This is a genomic window from Pseudomonas sp. W2Oct36, from assembly GCF_041060465.1.
Classification (GTDB): Bacteria; Pseudomonadota; Gammaproteobacteria; order Pseudomonadales; family Pseudomonadaceae; genus Aquipseudomonas; species Aquipseudomonas graminis_B.
Window position 1 is genome coordinate 156375 of the sequence record NZ_JAUERW010000007.1, and the last position, 15388, is coordinate 171762.

13 protein-coding genes are annotated in these 15388 nt (G+C 61.1%); 6 read left to right on the forward strand and 7 right to left on the reverse strand.

What is annotated here, in order from left to right; all coding sequences use genetic code 11:
• Window positions 1–207: 207 nt before the first annotated feature.
• From QWI18_RS12500 to QWI18_RS12525, 6 genes are all read right to left on the reverse strand, one after another.
• A complete protein-coding gene (locus QWI18_RS12500; protein WP_074888520.1) occupies window positions 208–1488 on the reverse strand; it encodes a TRAP transporter large permease in 1281 nt (426 codons plus the stop codon).
• Window positions 1488–2015, reverse strand: coding sequence for a TRAP transporter small permease (locus QWI18_RS12505; RefSeq protein ID WP_065987588.1), 528 nt, complete (start codon window positions 2013–2015; stop codon window positions 1488–1490). Before QWI18_RS12505 ends, QWI18_RS12500 begins: the two co-directional genes overlap by 1 nt.
• A gap of 63 nt (window positions 2016–2078) precedes the next feature.
• Window positions 2079–3062 carry a TRAP transporter substrate-binding protein gene (locus QWI18_RS12510; protein WP_369318947.1) on the reverse strand — a complete coding sequence of 328 codons (984 nt, stop codon included), beginning with the start codon at window positions 3060–3062 and terminating at the stop codon, window positions 2079–2081.
• Between the two features lie 82 nt (window positions 3063–3144).
• Window positions 3145–4032: an SMP-30/gluconolactonase/LRE family protein gene (locus QWI18_RS12515; protein ID WP_369318948.1), complete on the reverse strand. Its 888-nt coding sequence runs from the start codon at window positions 4030–4032 to the stop codon at window positions 3145–3147.
• A gap of 66 nt (window positions 4033–4098) precedes the next feature.
• A complete protein-coding gene (locus QWI18_RS12520) occupies window positions 4099–4923 on the reverse strand; it encodes an NAD-dependent epimerase/dehydratase family protein (RefSeq protein WP_369318949.1) in 825 nt (274 codons plus the stop codon).
• A gap of 253 nt (window positions 4924–5176) precedes the next feature.
• On the reverse strand, window positions 5177–6433 hold the full coding sequence (locus QWI18_RS12525; protein WP_065987584.1) for an OprD family porin: 1257 nt from the start codon (window positions 6431–6433) through the stop codon (window positions 5177–5179).
• Window positions 6434–6946: 513 nt separating this feature from the next.
• Between QWI18_RS12525 and QWI18_RS12530 the strand changes: the two genes are divergently transcribed.
• The 6 genes from QWI18_RS12530 (at window position 6947) to QWI18_RS12555 (ending at window position 14078) form a co-directional block, all read left to right on the forward strand.
• Window positions 6947–7894 carry a substrate-binding domain-containing protein gene (locus QWI18_RS12530; RefSeq protein WP_065987583.1) on the forward strand — a complete coding sequence of 316 codons (948 nt, stop codon included), beginning with the start codon at window positions 6947–6949 and terminating at the stop codon, window positions 7892–7894.
• Between the two features lie 95 nt (window positions 7895–7989).
• Entirely contained in the window at window positions 7990–9501 is a 1512-nt protein-coding gene (locus QWI18_RS12535; RefSeq protein ID WP_369318950.1) for a sugar ABC transporter ATP-binding protein, read from the forward strand.
• Between the two features lie 4 nt (window positions 9502–9505).
• A complete protein-coding gene (locus QWI18_RS12540; protein WP_192133276.1) occupies window positions 9506–10465 on the forward strand; it encodes a ribose ABC transporter permease in 960 nt (319 codons plus the stop codon).
• 68 nt (window positions 10466–10533) lie between these two features.
• Entirely contained in the window at window positions 10534–11619 is a 1086-nt protein-coding gene (locus QWI18_RS12545) for an alcohol dehydrogenase catalytic domain-containing protein (protein WP_065987580.1), read from the forward strand.
• Window positions 11620–11805: 186 nt separating this feature from the next.
• The gene (locus QWI18_RS12550) at window positions 11806–13338 is read left to right on the forward strand and encodes an FGGY-family carbohydrate kinase (protein ID WP_369318951.1); all 1533 of its coding nucleotides are present in this window, start codon (window positions 11806–11808) and stop codon (window positions 13336–13338) included.
• Between the two features lie 2 nt (window positions 13339–13340).
• Window positions 13341–14078 (forward strand): SDR family oxidoreductase, encoded by a 738-nt coding sequence (locus QWI18_RS12555; protein ID WP_369318952.1) that lies wholly within the window; start codon window positions 13341–13343, stop codon window positions 14076–14078.
• Window positions 14079–14299: 221 nt separating this feature from the next.
• On the opposite strand, the gene QWI18_RS12560 is transcribed toward QWI18_RS12555, so the two are convergent.
• Window positions 14300–15316 carry a LacI family DNA-binding transcriptional regulator gene (locus QWI18_RS12560; RefSeq protein WP_369318953.1) on the reverse strand — a complete coding sequence of 339 codons (1017 nt, stop codon included), beginning with the start codon at window positions 15314–15316 and terminating at the stop codon, window positions 14300–14302.
• Between the last annotated feature and the right edge of the window lie 72 nt (window positions 15317–15388).

The window sequence follows — 15388 nt, forward strand, 5'->3', positions numbered from 1 at the left end:
CTAAAAAGCCGAGGTTTTCCGTCCGTTTATGAAACAGATCGGCGAAGAACGCGCCGGATAGATGGGCGGCGAGACGTAACGAATTTGTGTCACTGAATATGTCGACGCCTGTTCCTTCCGTGAGACAGGCCAGGATGTCTGCCAGGGGCGATAACTGAAAACGCCCTCGGAAAGAGGGCGTTTTTTAGCGCTTTCACTTCACGTGACTTACAGCACCACGCTCGGCAGCCACAGCGAGATCGCAGGGATGTACGTCACTGCCATCAGCACCAGGAACAGTGCGACATAGAACGGCAGCAGCGCTTTCACCGTGGCCTCGATCGTGACCTTGCCCACTGCGGCGCCGACGAAGAGCACGGCTCCCACAGGCGGCGTTATCAGCCCGATGCCCAGGTTGACCAGCATGATCATCCCGAAGTGCACCGGATCGACGCCGATGCCGACGATCACCGGCAGCAGGATCGGGGTGAGGATGAGGATCAGCGGCGCCATGTCCATCACCGTGCCCAGCAGCAGCAACATGACGTTGATGCACATCAGGATCACGTAGCGGTTGTCCGACAGCGTCAGAAACGCTGTGGTGATCTTCATGGGGATTTCCATCAGCGTCAGGATGTAGCCGAAGCTGGCGGCGAAACCGATCAGGATCATCACGATGGAAACCGTGCGCACGGCCCGATGCATCAGCTTGGGCAGGTCGCGCCATTTGTAATCGCGGTAGATGAACATGGTGACGAAGAACGCCCAGAGCACAGCGATCGCCGCGGACTCGGTGGCGGTGAACACCCCCGACAGGATGCCGCCGAGGATGATCACCATCGCCATCATGCCCCACAGGGCCTCACCGGCAATTTTCAACGCCTTGCGCAGCGGGATCACTTCGCCCTTCGGGTAGTTGCGCTTACGGGCGAAGATCATGCACAGCACCATCAACACGGCGCTGAGCAGCAGGCCCGGCATGATCCCGGCCATGAACAGCGACGCGATCGATACGGTGCCACCCGCTGCCAGCGAATACAGCACCGAGTTGTGGCTGGGTGGTGTGAGCAGCGCCTGCACCGAACCACTCACCGTTACCGCCGTGGAGAAGTCGCGGGGATAGCCATTGCGCTCCATTTCCGGAATCAGCACCGAACCGACCGACGCGGTGTCGGCAACCGACGAGCCAGAGATGGCGCCGAAGAACGTCGAGGCGACGATGTTAACCAGCGACAGGCCGCCGCGCACGAAGCCCACCAGCACACCCGCAAACGCCACGAGCCTGCGGGACATGCCGCCCTCGGCCATGATCGCGCCGGCCAGCACGAAGAACGGGATCGCCAGCAGCGAGAACTTGTTCACGCCACCCGCGACCTGAATCATCAGTGCGTCGAACGGGATCTCGATCCACCATGCGCCGATCAGCGCAGACAGGCCCAAAGCGAACGCCACCGGCATGCCGACCAGGATCAGTGCGATGAAGCTGCCCAACAGAATAAATGCGTCCATCATGCTGCCTCTTCGCTGGATTCGACCACGTCGTAACTCACCACTCGACGGTGACGCTGGTCACCCAGAAACAGCTTCTCCAGAACGAAGATCAGCGTCAGTACGCCACCGATGGGAATCGGCAGATAGGAGATGCCAACCCGCAGCCCCGGCATTTCACCCAGAAACTGATTCCAGGTGTTCAGGCACAGCTTCATGCCCTTGACCGCCATGAACACGCAGACCACGGCCATGAGGATTTGCACCAGCACGGCGGCAGCCTTGCGTGCGTTTTCCGGCAGGCGGTCAGTGGCCATATTCACGGCCATGTGCGCGCCGGCCCGGTAACTGGCAGCGGCGCCAAAGAAGGTGAACACCACCATCAACAGAATGGCAGTCGGTTCCGGCCAGCTGGAGCCGGTACCCAGGACGTAGCGGGCGAAGATGCCCCACGGGATGATCAGCGCCATGGTCAGCATCGACAGGCCCGCGATCCCGATGCAGAGGCGATACAGTGCGTCATTGAAGCGCAGAATCGTGTTTTTCATAGGCTCACCACAACGACGGTGGACGGCCAGGGCCGCCACCGCCGTGCTATCGGGCTGAAGGACTTATTGGACCGCTTCGATGCGCTTGATCAAGTCAGCGTAAGGCGCGCCATACTTGGCTCGCACGCCCGCTGTCGCGTCGTAGAAGGCTTTCTTCTGCTCAGGCGTCAGCGTGATGAACTCCACACCTGCCGCCTTAAGCTTCGTCTCGCTTTCGGCCGACTTCTTGTCCCACAGAACGCGCTCTTCAGCCTGGGCCTCGACTGCAAGTTTCTTCACCAGCGCCTGCTGTTCCGGGTTCAGTTTTTCCCAGGCGGCTTTGGACATCACCACAGGCTCCGGCAGGATCAGATGCTCGGTCAGGGTGTAGAACTTGGCGTTCTGATAGTGGTTGTGTTCAAGCAGGGTGGGCATGTTGTTCTCGGCGCCGTCGATGACACCGGTCTGCAGGGCGCTGAAAATTTCGCCCGTCGCCATGGCAATACCGTTGCCGCCCATCGCGTTGATGGTGTCGATGAACACCGGGTTGCCCTGCACGCGGATCTTCATGCCCTTGAGGTCGGCTACGTCGTGTACCGGCTTCTTGGTGTAGAGGTTGCGGGTGCCGCCGTCCATCCAGGCCAGGGCGACCAGTTTGGCTTCGGAGTTGGTGATTTTGTCGAGCATTTCCTGGCCGATTTCGCCATCGATAACCTTGCGCATGTGGGCGTGATCACGGAACACGAAGGGCAGGTTGAAGACGTTCACGTCCGGTACCACCGGCCCGACGATGCCGAGGCTGATGCGGGTCATCTGGACGGCGTTGGCCTGAACCTGTTCGACGACTTCCTTCTCGGAGCCGAGCACACCGCCGGCGAACATCTTGAAGCTGATCTCGCCTTTGCTTTGCTCCTCCAGTTTCTTGCCCATGTTTTGTTCAGCGACAACGGGCGGATAACCTGCGGGGTGTACTTCAGCGAATTTGATTTTGGTTTCCGCCAGCGCTGTGTTCGAGAGGCACAGCGCGAGAGGGAGTGCGGCGAGGAGCAACGTGCGTTTGAATTCCATGGATGTTCTCCGGTGTTGTTATTGTTTTTTCAGATAGAACGGGGCAGCGGTACGGCGGCGCAGCGGTGGCCGAGGGTGTGGCTCAGCCGTTGAACAGGGGTTCTTCGAGGCCCTTGACCCCAGGGTTTAACGCGAACACGCCGCCGGCCAGCGGCTGGTCGCTGATGTCCCCGCCGGGGCGTATGGAGGTGACGTAAAGGGTGTCCAGGCCTGAGCCGCCGAAGGCACACATGGCCGGTTTTTTAACCGGCACCTTGAGTGAGTGATCCAGCTTGCCTGCGGGGGTGAAACGGTGGATCACGCCCTCGTCATTGCCGCAGATCCAGTAACAGCCCTCCGCGTCGATCGCTGCGCCATCAGGGCGGCCGGCGTGGTGATTCATGTCCACGAACAGCCGACGGTTGTGCGGCGTGCCGGTGTCGATGTCGTAATCGAACGCCCAGATCTTCTGCACGGAGGGGTGGGAGTCGGAGAGGTACATGACGCGACCGTCGGGGCTGAACCCCAGGCCGTTGGGCACGATCATGTCGGTGAGCTGCGCGGTCAGTGGCTCGGGCTGGCCGGCGCTGTAGCGATACAACGAGCCCACTGCCAGCGTTCTGGCCATGTCCATGAACATGGTGCCGGCCCAGAAGCGGCCCTGGCGGTCGCAGCGACCATCGTTGAAACGCATATTGTCGGTCGCGTGCTCGACGCTGCTCAGCAGTTGCGTGGCGACAGTGCCATTGTCCTGGGGATGAAGGCGGAACAGGCCGCTTTCCATGCCGGCCAGCCAGCTGCCGTCATCGTAACGGGCGATGCAGGCGAGCATTTCCGGCGTTTCCCAGCTTGTGGTGAGACTGTCCTGCGGGCTCCAGCGGTGGAGGCGACGGGCCGGAATGTCGACCCAGTAGAGCGCCTGTTCCCGGGCGTTCCAGACCGGCGATTCACCGGTTGCGTTGCGTGCATCGAGAATCAGCTCAGCTTCCATGACGATCATTCCCTGATTTTTATGATGAGAGGCCGAACTTGCAGTCGGCCTGGCCGTCGTTGAGGCCTACTCGTCGCCGAACGGCCCGCTCGCCACGAATGCACCACCCTGATAAACCATGGCGGGGTCGTCGGAAGCCGGCATCGGTTGTGCTTCGACCTTGGCGCGAAACTGCTCGGAGCTGTCTTTCGGCTGATAGCCCAAGTGATTGGCCAGGCGGTTATCCCACCAGACCTTGCTGTTGTCCGACGCGCCGTAAACGATGGTGTGGCCGACGTTCGGGGTGAACAGGCCGCGCTCGATCAGTTGGGTCAGGTCGTCGTAGCTCAGCCAACTGGCGAGCATGCGGCGGTTCTGTGCTTCAGGGAATGAGGAGCCGATACGGATGCTGACGGTTTCGATGCCATACCGATCGAAATAGAAGCTGGCCATGTCTTCACCGTAGGATTTCGACAGGCCGTAATAGCTGTCCGGGCGACGCATGGCGCTGGCGTCGATGACTTCATCCTGACGGTAGAAACCGATGACGTGGTTGGAGCTGGCGAAGATCACTCGCTTCACGCCATGTCGGCGCGCGGCTTCGTAGATGTGGAAAACGCCGCAGATGTTCGGGCCGAGGATTTCTTCAAAAGACCGCTCCACCGAGACGCCGCCAAAGTGGACGATGGCGTCGACGCCTTCGACCAACTCGTGAACCGCGTTTTTGTCGGCCAGGTCGCAGATCTGGATTTCTTCGTGGGGGCCGGCTGCCGGTGCCATGTCGGCGATATCGGAAAGACGCAGGACCTTGGCAAACGGACGCAGGCTTTCGCGCAGGACTTTACCGAGGCCGCCTGCGGCGCCCGTCAGCAAAATGCGGTTGAGCGGGGCCTGGGCGTTGAATTCAGTCATCGTGGGAAACCCTGATTCTGATGTTGTTTTTATGGTGTCATCGGTTGTCGTATGACGCTTGCGGGATTATCGACAGGGCCCACAAATTTTGTCAACGCGACGAAGGTGTAAGCCCCTTTGACGCCGGTTTGTACATGTCGTCCGAACAGCGCAGCTACCGGGAGAATGCCGTGCCTGCAGTTTGCAGTGTGACGCCCGACGCTTTCCCGGCTAAATCCGGTCCCACTGACTGCCCGGCACGACGCTTGAACGCTTACATCAGCGAGATCGGGTAGCTGACAAACACTCGGTTTTCGTCGAACTCGTTGGTGCTGTAATCACGTCGCATCGAGGAGTTGCGCCACCGGACGTTCAGGCTCTTGAACGTACCGCTTTGCACCGTATACGCCAGCTCGGACTCGCGTCCCCACTCCTTGCCGTCGGTCACGGTACCGGTGTGCACGTTATCGCCGCTGATGTAGCGGTTCATCATTGTCAGGCCGGGGACGCCGAATATCGCAAAATCCAGGTCGTGGCGCAGTTGCCAGGAGCGTTCCTTGGCATTGTCGTAGCTGGAGTTGTAACTGTCGTTGGCCAGCGTGCCGCCGCTGGTGCCGTTGACACGCATCCATTGATCATCGCCATAGACCTTTTGCAGGCCGAGGTAGACGGTGTTGCCCTTGTAGTTAGCGGAAAGCATCGCGTAGGCGGTCTTGTTATCCAGCTCGCCGGCCAGCTTGTTGCCGTCCTCTTTGCCGAGGAAGTAGCCCAGGTTGGCCCCCAGGGTCCAGTCGCCGATGGGTTGCTTGTGGATAACGTTGAGGAACTCCTGCTGGTAGACGTCTTCCAGCTGCGCGTACCAGAGCCCGACCTGAGTGCGCTTCTCGTTGAAGGTGTATTCGCCGCCGCCAAAGTTGAAGCGGTCCGACTTGAACGCAGCGGATTTACCGTTCATGAACATGTCTTCCATGCTCGCATCGTTGCGCGGGCTGTTGCCGCGGAACTGGCCGCCGTACAGTGTCAGGCCGGCGATCTCCTTGGAGGTGATCTGCCCGCCGCGGAAGGTTTGCGGCAGAGAACGACCGTCATCGGAGCGCAGGATCGGCAGCACCGGCATCCACTCGCCGATCTTCAATTCGGTGTTGGAAAGCCGCGCCTTCGCCGCCACACCCAGGCGGCCAAAATTGTCGGCGGGGCGCCCGTCGTCATGGATCGGCAACAACTGAGTGCCGCCCGTGCCCTTGCCGCCATCGAGCTTTTGCGAGTACAGGCCCAGTACATCGAGGCCGAAGCCGACCGTGCCCGGGGTGAAGCCCGATTTCACGTCGAGGATGAAGTTTTGCGTCCACTCTTCGGCGTAGTTCTGAGGGTTCGCCGCATTGGTGAAGTTGCGGTTGAAGTAGGCATTGCGCAGGTTGAGCGTGGCCTTGGTGTCATCGATAAAACCTTCAGCGAGGCTCATCAATGGCAGGCTGAACGCGACGCTGCCGGCGCCAAGCAACAGCCACGAACGGTTGGTCTGGATCTTCATTTCTTATTGTTCTCCCTTTCTGCTGACAAAACGGTCCCGCACCGGAGGTCGCCGCCGAGGCGCCGAAGGCGTGGACATGGGTGCTCAAGTCACCGGTTTTGAATGAGGCTCACTGGCTGATCGAAACGGCCGTCGTCGATCAGTCCCTCGCGGTGGCGGCGTGGGCAAACACAGGCGCACGCGCGGACACAGGCACAGCGGGGTCAACAGAATGAGAAGGGGAGGTGGGGCGGATTTCTTGGGGCGACAGGCGCCGATTGACTGTCATCGTCATGGAAGCATTCCTTTTTATTTTTGTTATCAGTTATGCGTTGTCGTACAACGCGATCTTGAGTATCGGCAGAGATCTTTAGACTGTCAACGCGCGGGGCGAGGAAACTCGCCAACGGTCGTCTTGCCAGCCTTACCAACGGTTGCCAGCGGATATTGCGGCCCCCCCGTTTCTCTGCTAATTTCGAAAATGTTAACGATGACATTTCCGCTTTAAAAATAAAAACAACGGGATTTTTCGCTATGACAACTCGCCTCAAGAAGGGCTTCTCCGCCGTTCTCTGTTCCCTCGCCGTGGCTGTCGCCTGCGGCAGCGCCCTCAACGTTCAAGCCGCAGACGCCGCCAAGACCGGTCCGCTGAAGATCGGTGCGTCGTTTCAAGAGATCAACAACCCGTATTTCGTGACCATGAAGGACGCTCTTCAGGACGCCACTGCCAGCATCGGTGCAACGCTGCTGGTCACTGACGCGCGCCATGACGTGTCCAAGCAGATCAGCGACATCGAAGACATGCTGCAGAAAGGCATCGATATCCTGATCATCAACCCGACCGATTCGGTGGGCGTTCAGTCCGCGGTCAAGCAGGCCCATGACAAAGGCGTGGTGGTCGTCGCAGTGGACGCACAGGCCAATGGCCCGCTGGACTCGTTCGTTGGCTCGAAGAACTTCGACGCCGGGGTGCAGGCCTGCGATTACCTGGCCAAGAACATCGGCGGCAAGGGCGACGTCGGGATTCTCGACGGCATCGCGGTAGTGCCGATTCTTGAGCGCGTGCGCGGCTGCAAGGAAGCCCTGGGCAAGTACAAAGACATCAAGATTGTCAGCATCCAGAACGGCAAGCAGGAGCGTGATCAGGCGCTGACCGTGACTGAAAACATGCTGCAGGCGCAGCCCACTCTCAAAGGCCTGTTCAGCGTCAACGACAACGGCTCGCTCGGCGCGCTGGCTGCCATCGAGTCCAGCGGCATGGACGTCAAGCTGACCAGCGTCGACGGCGCGCCCGAAGCCATCAAGGAAATCCAGAAGCCCAACAGCAAGTTCATCGCCACTTCCGCTCAATACCCACGCGATCAGGTACGTCTGGCCCTCGGGCTGGCGCTCGCCAAGAAGTGGGGCTCACAAGTCCCGGCGACCATTCCGGTCGACATCCTGCTGGTGGATCAGGCGAAGGCGAAAACCTTCACCTGGTAACGGCCGTGGCGCTGCTCGCCTGAGGCTTTTTGCCCAGGCGGGCGCCACGGATTGATGCGAGTTGCGCAGCGATATTCTGCTGCGACGAGGTGCCCATGAGCTGCCTTCTGCAATTGGAAAACATCTGTAAAAGCTACCCCGGCGTGCAGGCGCTCAAGTCGATCAACCTGCAGGTCGAGCGCGGCGAGATTCACGCGCTGCTCGGTGAAAACGGTGCGGGCAAATCGACCCTGATGAAGATCCTCGCGGGCGTCGAGCATCAGGACAAAGGCAGCATTCTCATTGACGGCGCGGAGCAGCATTTCGCGACCTACAACGAGGCCATTGCCGCCGGCATCGGCATTGTCTTTCAGGAGTTCAGCCTGATCCCCTATCTCAATGCCGTGGAAAACATTTTCCTCGGCCACGAGATCGTCAACGGCTTCGGCTTGCTGCGCAAAGGCGAGATGCGCGAGAGGGCCATCGCGCTGTTCGACCGGCTCGGCGTGAAGATCAATCTGGATTGCTCGGTGCAGCATTTGAGCGTGGCCGAGCAGCAGTTTGTCGAGATCGCCAAGGCACTGGCCCTTGAAGCGCGTTTGCTGATTCTCGACGAACCCACCGCCACCCTGACGCCGTCCGAGGCCGAGCTGCTGTTCGACATCATGCGCGAGCTGAAAAGCCAGGGCGTAGCGGTGATCTTCATCTCCCACCATCTGGAAGAGATCTTTCAGGTCTGCGACCGCATCAGCGTGCTGCGCGATGGCGCTAACGTCGGCGCACTGACCGTCGCCAACAGTGACATCGACACGCTGGTGGAGATGATGGTGGGGCGGCGTCTGGAAGCGAGCTTTCCGCCCAAGCAGTCCCGGGCCCAGGGCGAAGTGGTGCTGCAAGTGCGTGACATCCAGCTGACCCGCAACGGCCCGCACAACAGTTTCAATCTGCACAAGGGCGAGATTCTCGGCTTTGCCGGGCTGGTAGGGTCCGGGCGCACGGAACTGGCGCTGGGGGTGATCGGTGCGTTGCCGGTGGTCAGCAAGGACGTACTGTTGCGGGGGCAGCCTGCGCACCTCAATGATCCGGCGCAGGCGCTGGCCAGTGGCATCGGTTTGTTGCCGGAAAGCCGCAAGAGCGAAGGGCTGATTGTGGATTTCAGCATCCGCGAGAACATCTCCCTGAACAATCTGGGCAAGTACGAAGGCGCGGCTCACCTGCTTGATCGGCACAAGGAAGACACCACTACCGCTCAACTGATGAAGCAGCTGTCGATCAAGGCGCCGAGCTGTGAAAGCCGGGTCATTAATCTCAGCGGCGGCAATCAGCAGAAGGTGGTGATCGCGCGCTGGATCAATCACCACTGCGACATCCTGATCTTCGACGAGCCGACTCGAGGCATCGACGTCGGCGCGAAAGCGGAGATCTACACCCTGATGCGCACACTCACCGAACAAGGCTTCGCGATCATCATGATCTCTTCGGAACTGCCGGAAATCATCGGTATGTGCGACCGCGTGGCCGTTTTCAACAAGGGCGCCATCGTCAACATGCTGGAGCCTTCGGCCATCAATCCGCAGGAAGTGATGCGCCACGCCACCGGGAGTCTGAACAGTGAACACCTCCATTAAACCCATGAACGCGCAACCCAACCGGATGCAGCTCAACTTCGCCCGATTGATCCGCTCGCCCGCCTTCTATCCCTTCATTGGCCTGGTGGTGGTGACGGTCTTCATGATCTTCGCCAGCGACAAGTTTCTCACTGGGGCGAACCTGGAAAACATCGCCCGCCAGGTGTCGATCAACGCCATCATTGCGGTCGGCATGACTTGCGTGATCCTCACCGGCGGCATCGATTTGTCGGTCGGTCCGGTGATGGCCTTGTCCGGCACGCTGACCACCGGACTGATGGTCGCAGGCGTGCCGGCGCCGATCGCCATCCTCATCGGTTTGCTGATTGGCGTGGGCTTCGGAGTGGGCAACGGCATCTTCGTCGCGTACCTGAAAATGCCGCCGATCATCGTCACGCTGGCGACCATGGGCATCGCGCGCGGGCTGGGCCTGATGTACACCGACGGCTACCCGATTGCAGGGATGCCGGACTGGTTCGCCTGGTTCGGACGCGGCACGCTGTTCGGCATCCAGGTGCCGATTCTGATCATGCTTGCCACCTACTTCTTCGCCTGGGTGCTGCTGCAGCACACCCGCGTCGGTCGCTACGTTTATGCCATCGGCGGCAATGAAGAAGCCGTGCGTCTGTCCGGCGTTCGCGCCTCGCGGTTCAAGCTGCTGGTGTACTCGATCAGCGGGCTGACGGCAGCGATTGCCGGGCTGGTGTTGTCGTCGCGGCTGATGAGCGGGCAACCGAACGCGGGCGTCGGCTTCGAGCTGGACGCCATTGCGGCCGTGGTGCTGGGCGGCGCCTCGATTGCCGGCGGGCGCGGCGTGATCATCGGCACGCTGGTGGGCGCGATGCTGCTGGGCGTGCTGAACAACGGCCTGAATATGCTCGGCGTCTCGCCTTATGTGCAGAGCGTGATCAAGGGCGGAATCATTTTGCTGGCGATCTTCATCAGTCGGCAGCGGCATAAATAAACCGAAAAGCAGCGCGTGTAGAAGCTCGCTTCTACACGCCATCCAACGATCAAAACAGGTGAACCGACATGGAACAAAACACAACAAATACCATGCAGGCCGTCGTCTGCCATGCGCCGAAAGACTACCGTCTGGAGCAGATCAGCAAGCCCGTTGCGCGGGCCAATGAACTGGTGATTCGCATCGGTGCCTGCGGGATCTGCGCCAGTGACTGCAAATGCCACTCAGGCGCGGCGATGTTCTGGGGCGGCGAGAGCCCGTGGGTCAAGGCGCCCGTGGTGCCGGGCCACGAATTTTTCGGCTATGTGGATTCGGTGGGCGAGGGCGCTGAAGAGCACTTCGGCGTGAAGGTGGGTGACAAGGTCATCGCCGAGCAGATCGTGCCGTGCGAGAAGTGCAAGTTCTGCAAATCTGGCAAGTACTGGATGTGCGAAGTGCACAACATCTTTGGCTTCCAGAAGGACGTCGCCGAGGGCGGCATGGCGCAGTACATGCGCATCCCGAAGACCGCTATCGTGCATCACATTCCCGAGTCGGTTTCGCTGGAAGATTCGGCGTTGATCGAGCCGATGGCCTGCTCGATTCACACGGTGAACCGCGGTGATGTTCAGCTCGACGACGTGCTGGTGATCGCCGGCGCCGGCACGCTGGGTCTGTGCATGGTGCAGGTCGCCGCGCTGAAAACGCCGAAGAAGCTGGTGGTCATCGACATGGTCGACGAGCGCTTGGAGCTGGCGAAAAAATTCGGCGCCGACGTGGTGATCAACCCGAGCCGCGACAATGCCAAAGAGATCATCAACGGCCTCACCGACGGCTATGGCTGCGACGTTTACATCGAGACCACGGGCGTGCCGATCGGCGTCACCCAAGGCCTTGATCTGATCCGCAAGCTGGGCCGCTTTGTGGAGTTCAGCGTGTTCGGCGCCGAGACCAGCGCTGACTGGTCCATCATCGGCGACCGCAAAGAACTGGACGTGCGCGGCGCTCACTTGGGCCCGTATTGCTACCCGATTGCCATCGATCTGTTCGAGCGCGGGCTGGTGACGTCGGAGGGCATCGTCACCCACGACTTCGGTCTGGACGACTACGCCGAAGCGTTCGCCCTGGCGGACTCGACCAAGTCGATCAAGGTGCTGCTCAAACCGGTGAACTGATAACCCCCATTCTGTAGGAGCGTGGCTTGTCCCGCGATCTGCCGGGCACCGGCAGCAAACCTCGCCACGCGGTGAATCAGGCATACCGTGGCCTCATGATTGCGACCGGTTCCCGGTCGATCGCGGGACAAGCCACGCTCCTACAGGTTTTGCGTAGCACTCCAATAACAACTAGAGCGCACCCGGATGGATTACGTCATCGGTGTCGACATCGGCACCCAAAGCACCAAGGCATTGCTGGTCGATGGTCAGGGCCGGATCGTCGCGCAGCACAGCCACAGTTATAAGGTCGACACCCCCAAACCGCGCTGGGCGGAGCAATGGCCACAGGTCTGGCTCGACGCCGTGGAAATCTGCGTCGCCGCCTGCATGGGCAAGAGCGCGTTGCCCAAAGACAGCGTCAAAGCCCTGTGTGTCAGCAGCCTGTACGGCGGCTCCGGCATTGCGGTCGATGCGCAGATCAAACCCTTGTACCCGTGCCTGATCTGGATGGACCGCCGCGCTGAGGAACAGGTCGAGTGGGTCAATCAGCACGTGGATCTGGAGCGGCTGTACGCGATCACCGGCAATGCGGTGGATAGTTATTACGGCTTCACCAAAATGCTCTGGCTCAAGGACAAGCAGCCGCAAGTCTGGGCCGACACGCGCTACCTGCTGCCGCCCAACAGCTACGTCAATTACTGCCTGACCGGCGAGGTTGCGGTGGACCACAGCTCTGCCGGCAACATCGGCGGCGTCTACGACGTCAAGGCACGGGGCTGGTCGGCAGAGATGCTCGACGCGCTGGGCATCCCGGCGTCGATGATGCCCGAGCGGCTGGTTCACTCCGGTGAGGTGGTCGGCGGTCTGTTACCCGAATGGGCCGATCGGCTTGGGCTTAGCCCTGACATTCCGCTGCTTGGGGGTGGGGTAGATGCCGCCATGGCGACCTTCGCCGCAGGCGTTACCCAGGCCGGCAACCACGTGGCCATGATCGGCACCAGCATGTGCTGGGGCTACCTCAATCAGCAGGTCGATGCCCGGCATGGTCTGGTCAGTTTTCCCCACGTCTTCAACGGCGCCAAAGACCTCTACATCTTCGGCGGCGCGATCACCGCCGGCGCCTCGGTCAGCTGGTTTCGCGAGCAGTTCTGCCAGGCCGAAGAGCAGCAGGGTCGCGAGAGCGGCGAAGACAGCCACGTCATACTCGAACGCGCGGCGATGAAGGTCCCGGCCGGCAGTGACGGCGTGCTGTTCCAGCCTTACCTGATGGGCGAGCGCAGCCCGGTGTGGGACGCCAAAGCCAGCGGCAGCTTTGTCGGGCTGAGTCTCTATCACAGCCGGATTCACCTCTACCGCGCGGTGCTCGAAGGCGTCACCTTCGCGCTTCGGCATAACATCGAAGCGGGCACCAAAGGCGCGCAATCCCTAGACCCTCGTCTGATCGTGGTCGGCGGTGCCAGCCATTCGGACTTGTGGATGCAGATCATCGCCGACGTCACCAACTTCCCGGTCTACACCATCGTCCAGGAAGTCGAAGCGGCGCTAGGTGCCGCCTTACTGGCGGCCCACGCCGTCGGTTTGGTGGATGAGGCGCAGGTTCATAAAGGCTGGGTCCAACTGGAGCGCCGGGCCGAGCCTCAAGCGCAGAACGTCGAGTTGTATTCGCGACTGTTCGCCGATTACGTGGCGCTGTATCCGGCGCTGAAACCCATCATGCATCGCTTGCAGGGAGCGTGACTGTGAACACGGCTCAATTTGATTTCAGCGGCCAGCGGGTGCTCGTCACCGGCGCCAGCAGCGGCATTGGCTGGGAGGTCGCGCAGCAACTGCTGAACAGCGGCGCCGAGGTGTATGCGATGGGCCGCGATGCAGCGGCGCTGGAAAACCTGGCAGGGCAGGGCTGTGTGGCGTTGCGCGTGGACGTGGCCGATCAGCCGTCATTGGCCGCAGTGTTGGCGGACTTGCCGGTGATGCACGGGCTGGTCAACTGCGCCGGGATTTCCATACTGGAGTCCGCGACCGAGGTGAGCGCCGGGGCGTTCGATCAGGTCATGGCGGTCAACGTGCGGGCGGCGGCGATGATCGCCGGGGCGGTGGCGAAAAAGATGATCGCCGAAGGCGTGGCGGGGAGCCTCGTCAACGTGTCGAGTCAGGCTTCGTTGGTGGCGCTGGATGATCATCTGAGCTATTGCGCGTCGAAGGGCGCGATGGACGCCATGACCCGGGTGCAGTGTGGCGAATGGGGTCGCCACGGGATTCGCGTCAACAGCGTCAACCCTACGGTGACCCTGACGCCCATGGCGCAGATGGCCTGGAGCGAGCCGAGCAAACGCGACCCGGCGCTGGCGGCGATTCCCCTCGGCCGCTTCGCCGAAACCGCAGAAGTCGCGGCCCCAATCCTGTTCCTGCTGAGCAGCGCAGCGTCGATGATCAGCGGTGTGTCGCTGCCGATTGATGGAGGATATACGAGCCGCTAGAACGCAACTCGCAATGGTAGGAGCGTGGCTTGTCCCGCGATCTGCCGGGCACCGGCAGCAAAGTCTGTCGACGCGGTGAAACAGAAATACCGTAGCGTCTGTCATCGCGACCGGTTCCCGGTCGATCGCGGGACAAGCCACGCTCCTACAGGGGACCGCGTCGAGTTGGGGAGGGTAAGAGTTTCACGGGAGAGGTTTGGCGATGAGTCGATAATAAAGGCTCACCCGCTAACGCCATTCTCCAGCTCCCCGACAATCACCACCTGCGCCTTCGGCAGATGCCGATCCTTGATTCGCTCCAGCAGCAGTTTCACCGCGCTGCTTCCCGCCAGCGACGCATCGTGGGCGATGCAGGCGATGGGGATGCCGAAGATGTCGGCGAAGGGCAGCCGGTCAATGCCGCAGATGGCCACGCTGTTGTGGGCGATATCGCGGTCGCGCAGGGCTTTCATGGCGCCCAGGGTGATGAGCTGATTGAAGCCGAAAATCGCGTCCGGTAGCGGGTGGTCGCGCAGGTAATCCAGTGTGCTCTGATGCGACGGCTCCAGCGTGTAATCCCCGGCAAACACATCCACTTGCACCGGCTTGCCGCTCTCGGCGATCGCCGCCTTCACGCCCTTCAGGCGTTCCTCGGAAATCCGCGAATGCGCAGGGCCGGTCAGCACCAGCATGCGACGCATCGACGGGCTTTGTGCCAGCAGGTAACGGGCGCCTTTCAGGCCGCTGTGATAGTTGTCGAGCACCACATGGCTGAACGGGCTGGCAGGCAGCGCGCGGTCCAGTTGCACCACGGGAATGTCGCCGTTGCTCAGGCGACTGAGATAGACCGGCTGGTACGCCGGCTCGTCCGACACCGGCGACAGCACGATGCCGGCCACGCGGTAACTGAGCAGCGTATCCACCGCCTTGGCCTCGAGTTCTTCAGAGCCGTCGGTGTCCACCAGCATGATGGTGTAACCACGGGTTTTCGCCTCGCGGGAGATCGCCTTGATCATCTCGCTGTAGAAGGGGTTGTCCACCGACGCGGTAATGACACCGATGATCATGCTCTCGCTGCGCTTGAGGCTGCGGGCAAAGGCATTGGGGACGTAATCGAGTTCTTGCGCCACTTCCAGAATGCGCGCCAGGGTGGCGGGCTTGACCAGATCGGGTTTGTTCAGCGCTCGGGAAACAGTGACAGGCGTCATGTTCACTCGGCGGGCGATGTCGGAAATGGTGACGGGGGTTTTCTTGCTCATGGGCGATTGGCTGCCTGAAATCCGGGACAACCTGCGGGGCAGTCGCATCCCTCCAAAGAGTGCCAAGGCTAG